The following is a 5,858-nucleotide window of genomic DNA, read 5'->3' on the forward strand; positions in this document are numbered from 1 at the left end:
AGCGTCAGATGTTTATACGCGCCAGGCGCTGGGCGGGAGGCGGCAGCGGCGCGGCCAGCGGCGCCACCGACGGCGGCGCGTTCGCGGCGGCTTCCACGAAGGCGGGCTGGGCGGGGCGCTCCGCGGCGCGGCGGTCGATCCGGATGTCCCGGTCGAGGAGGCTCGGAACCGGCACGTTCTGGACGGTGACGGCGCAAGCGGCGCAATCACCCACGGGCGGCAGCGTGGCACCGCACTTCAAGCACTTGGACAACGGACTCCTCCCGGCTGGACGGCGGGTGCCATGAAAAGACGTCCACGCGCGGGGGGCAAGAAAAGTGCGAGCCCCCGAGGTCCCTCGCTTGAGGAACCGTCAGGGGCTCGTCAACCGCTGAGCCGTCACGTCCCCTTCGGGACGTTCCGTATGTGGGGGGCTTCACCCCTAGGCATGGACACGTCGGCGTCCCGCGGCCCCGACCAACAAGAGAACGACGATGGCGCCAATCACGGACATGATGATGCCCGAGGGATGCAGGTCGAAGAGCCGCCCGTTACGGCTGAACAGCGAGCCGATGAGGCCGCCCACGAGCGAGCCGACCATTCCCAGCAGCGTCGTGGCCAGCAGACCCATGCTCTGACGACCCGGCAGGATGGCGCGGGCAATGAGACCCGCGATGAGGCCAACGACGATGAATGCGAGAATCCCCATGAGTGTCTCTCTCCTGTGTTGGGGGACCTCATGAGGTCCCGGACGGGAGAAACGTAGGAATCACCACGTGACAGTGTGAACCCGCCCACGCCAGGCGCCTGCCTGCCCGACCGCTATCCGAGTTCTCCGTCCAGGTGCATCATCACCGCGAGAGCCGCCAGCGCCGCCGTCTCGGTACGGAGGATGCGCCGGCCCAGGGTGACGTTGCGGGCGCCGATTCTTCCGAGCGCGTCCACCTCCTCGCGTGCGAGTCCGCCCTCGGGCCCCACCACCAGCGCCACCGGCGTGCCCGGGCCGGCCGCGCGGAACGCCTCGCCCAGCGGCACCGCGGACTCCTCTTCGTCCAGCACCAGCAGCACCGTGCCCGCGGGCAGCGCGCGCGCCGCCTCCAGCAGCGGCGCCGGTGTCGCCACGTGCGGCACGTCGTCGCGGCGGCACTGGCGCGAGGCCTCCTCGACAATCTTCGTCCACCGCGCGGTGCGCTCCTCGGCGCGCTTCGGCTCCAGCTTCACCACGCTGCGCGCCGTCGCCACGGGGTGGAACGCGGCGGCGCCCAGCTCCGTGCCCTTCTGCAGCACCATCTCCAGCTTGTCCCCCTTGGGCAGTCCCTGCAGCACGCTCACCGCGCGGCGCGGCGGGGCCACGCGCACGGCGCCGAGCGACACGTGCACGACCTCCTCGCCCACGGACCGCACGCGGGCCTCGTAGGCCCGGCCCTTTCCGTCGAAGACCTCCAGCGCGTCGCCTTCCTCCAGGCGCAGCACGTGGAGCAGGTAGTGGCGGCGTTCTCCGGTCAGCTCCACCTCGGCGGGGGCGGGCTCCGGCAGCGGGACGAAGAGGCGGACCACGGTGACTTCCTCCGGCGGGACGGCGGGCACGGTCGGCCCGCGTCGGGGGGCGCGACTTCAACAGCAAGCCGCCGCCCCGCGCCAGCGTCAGGCTCACTTCCCCGCATCATCCTCCTCGGGCTTCTTGCCCAAAGGCAGCGTCGCGTCCTCCTTGCTGCCTGTCAGGTTGTCCTCGCGGTCTCCGGCGAAGCTCCGGGCCTGGTCGGGGACGCCCCGCCCGCTGCTGTCACCCTGGCCCTGCTGCCGCTTCACCGTCTCTCCGTAGCCCCGGCCCGGAGTCGTGGTTCCCATCTTGTTCGTCATCGCGTGCTCCTCATGTGGAGGGAGTGTCCCTCTCAAGTTGGGAGGAGTTGGGAAGCGACGCCAGGGTGGGGCAGGCGAGGGAGCGACAGGTCCGGACGCGGCCTGTGGGCGAGCAAAGCGGCGCCGGTCCTGGTATGGCGGCGTGCCATGTCCACGCTCACCATCGAGGCCACCCGCTCGGGGCTGGTCGAGTCCTTCCACACCGTGTCCGTCGCGGTGGTGGACACGGAGGGCACACTCGTCGCGCAGGCGGGTGACCCGCACCGCGTGACGTACTGGCGCTCCGCGGCCAAGCCCTTCCAGACGATGCCGATGGTGCGCGACGGCGCGGCGGAGCACTACGGCTTCGGCGCGCGCGAGCTGGCGCTGGCGTGTGGCTCGCACTCCAGCGAGCCCATGCACCGGGCGCTGGCCGCGTCCATGCTGCGCGCGTGTGGCTGCGAGGAGCACCAGCTCGCCTGCGGCCCGCACCCGCCGCTGTCCCAGGCGGTGGCGGATGAGGCGATGCGCGCGGGCGTCATCCTCACGCCGCGCTGGAGCAACTGCTCGGGCAAGCACGCGGGCCTGCTCGCGCTGGCCCGCCACCACGGCTGGGACACGCAAGGCTACGAGCGCGCCGGCCACCCCGTGCAGGAGCGCGTGCTCGACGAGGTGATGCGCTGGACGGGTCAGTCCCGGGACGCGCTCAAGCTGGGCGTGGACGGGTGCAGGGCGGTGTGCTTCGGCCTGTCCCTGCGCGCCATGGCCACCGCGTACGCGCGGCTGGGCGTCTCACCGGAGCCGGCGGCGCGCCAGCTGCGCGAGGCCATGGTGACTCACCCGGAGCTGGTGGCGGGGACGGGACGCCCCTGCACGGACCTGATGGCGGCGGCGCGCGGCGCGGTGGTGGCCAAGGTGGGCGCCGAGGGCGTCTACTGCGCGGCGATACCCGAGGTGGGGCTGGGACTGGCACTGAAGGTGGAGGACGGCGACGGGCGCTGCTCGCCTCCCGCGCTGCTCGCCGTGCTGCGGCAGGTAGGCGAGCAGCGGGGGCTCTCGCTGCCGGTGGCGGAGTTGAGGCAGCATGCGGAGCCGGTGCTTCGCACCACCCGGGGCGAGCCGATTGGCGAGCTGCGGGCCACCGGCGCGCTGCGCTTCCACTGAACGCCTCACCCCTGGACGAAACGACGGACCCGGAGAGCCTCGTCACCATGCGCCGCCGCGACAAGGGCCACCGCCACGGACGCGACACCACGGTGGCCCGCTTCACGCTGGCGCGGGCCAACGAGGAGATGGTGCTGGCGGACAGCTCCCTCAAGGGGGAGCGCCGCGTGGCCGTCATCCGCCTCGCGGTGCTGGTGCTGCTGGCCTTGAGCCAGTTCCTCGTCTCCCGCTGGGGCACCGAGCCGTACGCGCCGGTGCTGGACGGGGCGCGCAAGGTGGCCATCGCCGCCTACGCGCTCTTCGCCTGCGCCGCCCTCCTGGTGCTGCACTACCAGACGCCGCACCCGCAGCGGGCCCGGTGGTTCCCGCTGCCCACGGCGCTGGCGGACACCAGCTTCTTCTCGTACATGGCGTGGCACACCTGGCAGCGCACGGGCCAGTTCGACGGCGGGATGCTGGCCGGCAGCCTGGGCATGGTGCTGGCCTTCTCCGTCGCCCGCTACTCGTGGCTGCACGTGCTCCTGTCCACGGTGCTGTCTTCCGCGGGGTACGCGCTGCTCGCGGTCGTGACGGGGCACGGCTCCCCGGCGCGCATCTGCTTCGTCGTCTCCTGCTACGTGGCCCTGGGCGTCCTCATCGCCCTCACCAACGCGGACGTGGGCGGCATGTTCCTCAACCTGCGCCGCCGTGACGGCCTGTCCCGCTTCCTGCCGAAGCAGCTGGTGGAGCGGATGATGCAGCTGGGGGACGAGCCGCTCCAGCCGGTGCAGCGCGAGGTGACCATCCTCTTCAGCGACATCCGCGACTTCACCGCGCTCAGCGAGTCGCTCCAGCCGCGCGAGGTGCTGGAGCTGTTGGACGACTACTTCGCGCACATGACGCACATCGTGATGGCGCGCGACGGCATCGTGAACAAGTTCCTCGGCGACGGGATGCTGGCGTGCTGGGGCGTGCCGGACCACCGCGAGGACCACGCGGAGCTGGCCATGCGGGCGGCGCTGGACATGCGCGCGAAGCTGGAGGAACTCAACGCGCACCGCGAGCAGAAGGGCCAGCCCCGGCTGCGCATCGGCATCGGCCTGCACACCGGCGTGGTGGCGGCGGGCATGCTCGGTGGCGCCGAGCAGCACGAGTACACCGTCATCGGCGACGCGGTGAACCTGGCCTCGCGCGTGGAGGGGCTCACCAAGACGCTCGGCGTGGACATCCTGGTGAGCGAGAGCACCTGGCTCAAGGGCGGAGAGCGCTTCGCCGGTGAGCGCCTGGGCGAGGCCCACGTGCGCGGCCGGCGCGGGGCGGTGGTCGTCTACACGCTGGAGCGCCGGCTCGCCACGGGGGAGCGGCCCGCGGTCCGGGCCGCCACCGGGACGTAGCGGCCGGACCTTCGGGCCTTCAGCTCACAGCGCCAGCCGGGCCACGGGCGCGCCGCCCGCCATCACGCGGGCGTGCAGCTCGCGCTTCAGCCCCAGCGAGAACAGGGCGAGCGTGAGGAGGTACACGGGCTCGATGAAGAAGAGCATTGGCCCGCCCAGCGACAGGCCGTGGGTCTTCTTCTCGAAGACGACGTGCGCGCCGACGACGAGCGCGAAGCGCACCACCATGACGCCCACCGCCACGGCGGCCACGGTGCCGCCGGGCAGACGCGCCACGGACTCCGCGGCGAGGAGCGTGGGCACCAGCGGCAGCGCCATCAACAGCCCCGCCGTCCACTCCAGCGTCACCGCGTAGAGCACCACCGCCGCCACCAGCACGTGCGCCGCGGTGAGGCCGCCCACGGGCAGGGCCACGCGGGCCAGCGGTGCGAGCAGGGCGAAGAGGAAGAGGTAGGCCCCCACGAAGTGCACGGCGCGGCTGACGCCGTTCTCGTGCAGGGGCATCCAGGCGCGCAGCTTGTCGGCGAAGCTCATGGGCGCGGGGCTCAGGCGCGGACCGGGGCACCGCCGGCCTGCGTCTGGGGCAGGGGCTTGAGGACGTAGTCCCCGAAGAGCACCGCCACGAAGAAGAGCGGGCCCACCAGCGCGTGCACCAGGTTGGTGAGGAACGACGGGGACTTCTTCTCCCAGACGGTGTGCCCCGCCAGCTGCACCAGCCAGCCGAACAGCGCGATGCCCACCACGCCCCACGTGGGAATCATCCGGCCCAGGGGGATGCAGGCCACCATGAACAGCATCACCACCGTGCCCAGCTTCAGGTCCGCGCGCAGGTACCAGATGGCGGTCGTCACCATCGACACCATGCCCAGCGTCAGGATGCCGCCCGGCAGCGCCGGCACGTCCGCCAGCTTCACCCAGTCCAGCATCGCGACGATGTGCAGGACGATGAGCGGAATCGCGATTTTGTGCGTCAGGCGGTTGGTGGGGTGCTGGTGCGAGGAGTAGTACTCGTCGAACAGGGCGGCCACGTGGGGCTTGAGCATGGGTCCTCCGGGGGAAGGCGGATGTGGGGCACGATAAGCCAGGTGAAGCCGCCCCCGCTCTGGCCGGACGCGCCAATCTCCTGGCATCCAGCGCCAGCCGCGCTTCAGTCCCCTTCGAGCCCCTCGCGCCAGACGCGGGGCGTCAAACCCGTCCACCGCTTGAAGGCGCGGTCGAAGGTGCTCAGCTCCGAGTAGCCCAGGAGGAAGGCCACCTCGCTGACGCCCAGGTGCGGGTCCTTGAGGTACTGGAAGGCCAGCTCACGGCGCACCGCGTCGACCTCGTCCTGGAAGGCGGTGCCGTGCTCGGCGAGGCGGCGCTGGAGGGTGCGGAGGCTGACGTGGAGCTGCTGGGCGACTTCCCCCACCTGCGGCGGCCCCTCGCGCAGCGAGGCGCGGATGGCGTCGCGCACGCGCTGGACGAACCCGGCCACGGGCGGACCGGCGGCGGGGGTGGGCGCCC

General features: G+C 72.0%; 9 protein-coding genes. 2 read left to right on the plus strand and 7 right to left on the minus strand.

The annotated features are described in order from the left end of the window. Positions 1 to 4: 4 nt before the first annotated feature. From HG543_RS50640 to HG543_RS50655, 4 genes are all read right to left on the minus strand, one after another. Positions 5 to 253, minus strand: coding sequence for a hypothetical protein (locus tag HG543_RS50640; RefSeq protein ID WP_169352173.1), 249 nt, complete (start codon positions 251 to 253; stop codon positions 5 to 7). Positions 254 to 421: 168 nt separating this feature from the next. Then, the gene (locus tag HG543_RS50645) at positions 422 to 688 is read right to left on the minus strand and encodes a GlsB/YeaQ/YmgE family stress response membrane protein (protein WP_169352174.1); all 267 of its coding nucleotides are present in this window, start codon (positions 686 to 688) and stop codon (positions 422 to 424) included. 113 nt (positions 689 to 801) lie between these two features. Further along, positions 802 to 1,536: a 16S rRNA (uracil(1498)-N(3))-methyltransferase gene (locus tag HG543_RS50650; RefSeq protein WP_169352181.1), complete on the minus strand. Its 735-nt coding sequence runs from the start codon at positions 1,534 to 1,536 to the stop codon at positions 802 to 804. Positions 1,537 to 1,629: 93 nt separating this feature from the next. Beyond that, positions 1,630 to 1,839, minus strand: a complete 210-nt coding sequence (locus tag HG543_RS50655; RefSeq protein ID WP_169352175.1) for a hypothetical protein — start codon at positions 1,837 to 1,839, stop codon at positions 1,630 to 1,632. 147 nt (positions 1,840 to 1,986) lie between these two features. On the opposite strand from HG543_RS50655, the gene HG543_RS50660 reads away from it, so the two are divergent. Together HG543_RS50660 and HG543_RS50665 are read left to right on the plus strand one after the other, a co-directional pair. After that, complete coding sequence (locus tag HG543_RS50660) at positions 1,987 to 2,982, plus strand: asparaginase (RefSeq protein ID WP_169352176.1); 996 nt, start codon at positions 1,987 to 1,989, stop codon at positions 2,980 to 2,982. Positions 2,983 to 3,029: 47 nt separating this feature from the next. Then, positions 3,030 to 4,355: an adenylate/guanylate cyclase domain-containing protein gene (locus HG543_RS50665; protein ID WP_169352177.1), complete on the plus strand. Its 1,326-nt coding sequence runs from the start codon at positions 3,030 to 3,032 to the stop codon at positions 4,353 to 4,355. Between the two features lie 24 nt (positions 4,356 to 4,379). Here the strand turns inward: HG543_RS50665 and HG543_RS50670 are convergent, their stop codons facing one another. From HG543_RS50670 to HG543_RS50680, 3 genes are all read right to left on the minus strand, one after another. Further along, the gene (locus HG543_RS50670) at positions 4,380 to 4,889 is read right to left on the minus strand and encodes an Mpo1-like protein (RefSeq protein ID WP_169352178.1); all 510 of its coding nucleotides are present in this window, start codon (positions 4,887 to 4,889) and stop codon (positions 4,380 to 4,382) included. 11 nt (positions 4,890 to 4,900) lie between these two features. Continuing rightward, entirely contained in the window at positions 4,901 to 5,398 is a 498-nt protein-coding gene (locus HG543_RS50675) for an Mpo1 family 2-hydroxy fatty acid dioxygenase (RefSeq protein WP_169352179.1), read from the minus strand. A gap of 104 nt (positions 5,399 to 5,502) precedes the next feature. Continuing rightward, the coding region (locus tag HG543_RS50680; RefSeq protein WP_169352180.1) for a helix-turn-helix transcriptional regulator at positions 5,503 to 5,858 on the minus strand (356 nt) is incomplete at its 5' end.

The sequence above is a fragment of the Pyxidicoccus fallax genome (assembly GCF_012933655.1).
GTDB classification, from domain to species: domain Bacteria; phylum Myxococcota; class Myxococcia; order Myxococcales; family Myxococcaceae; genus Myxococcus; species Myxococcus fallax.

Coding starts and splice junctions, on each gene's coding strand:
- HG543_RS50665 (WP_169352177.1), top strand. CDS start 3,030: ATGCGCCGCCGCGACAAGGGCCACCGCCACGGACGCGACACCACGGTG.
- HG543_RS50660 (WP_169352176.1), top strand. CDS start 1,987: ATGTCCACGCTCACCATCGAGGCCACCCGCTCGGGGCTGGTCGAGTCC.
- HG543_RS50675 (WP_169352179.1), bottom strand. CDS start 5,398: ATGCTCAAGCCCCACGTGGCCGCCCTGTTCGACGAGTACTACTCCTCG.
- HG543_RS50645 (WP_169352174.1), bottom strand. CDS start 688: ATGGGGATTCTCGCATTCATCGTCGTTGGCCTCATCGCGGGTCTCATT.
- HG543_RS50670 (WP_169352178.1), bottom strand. CDS start 4,889: ATGAGCTTCGCCGACAAGCTGCGCGCCTGGATGCCCCTGCACGAGAAC.
- HG543_RS50655 (WP_169352175.1), bottom strand. CDS start 1,839: ATGACGAACAAGATGGGAACCACGACTCCGGGCCGGGGCTACGGAGAG.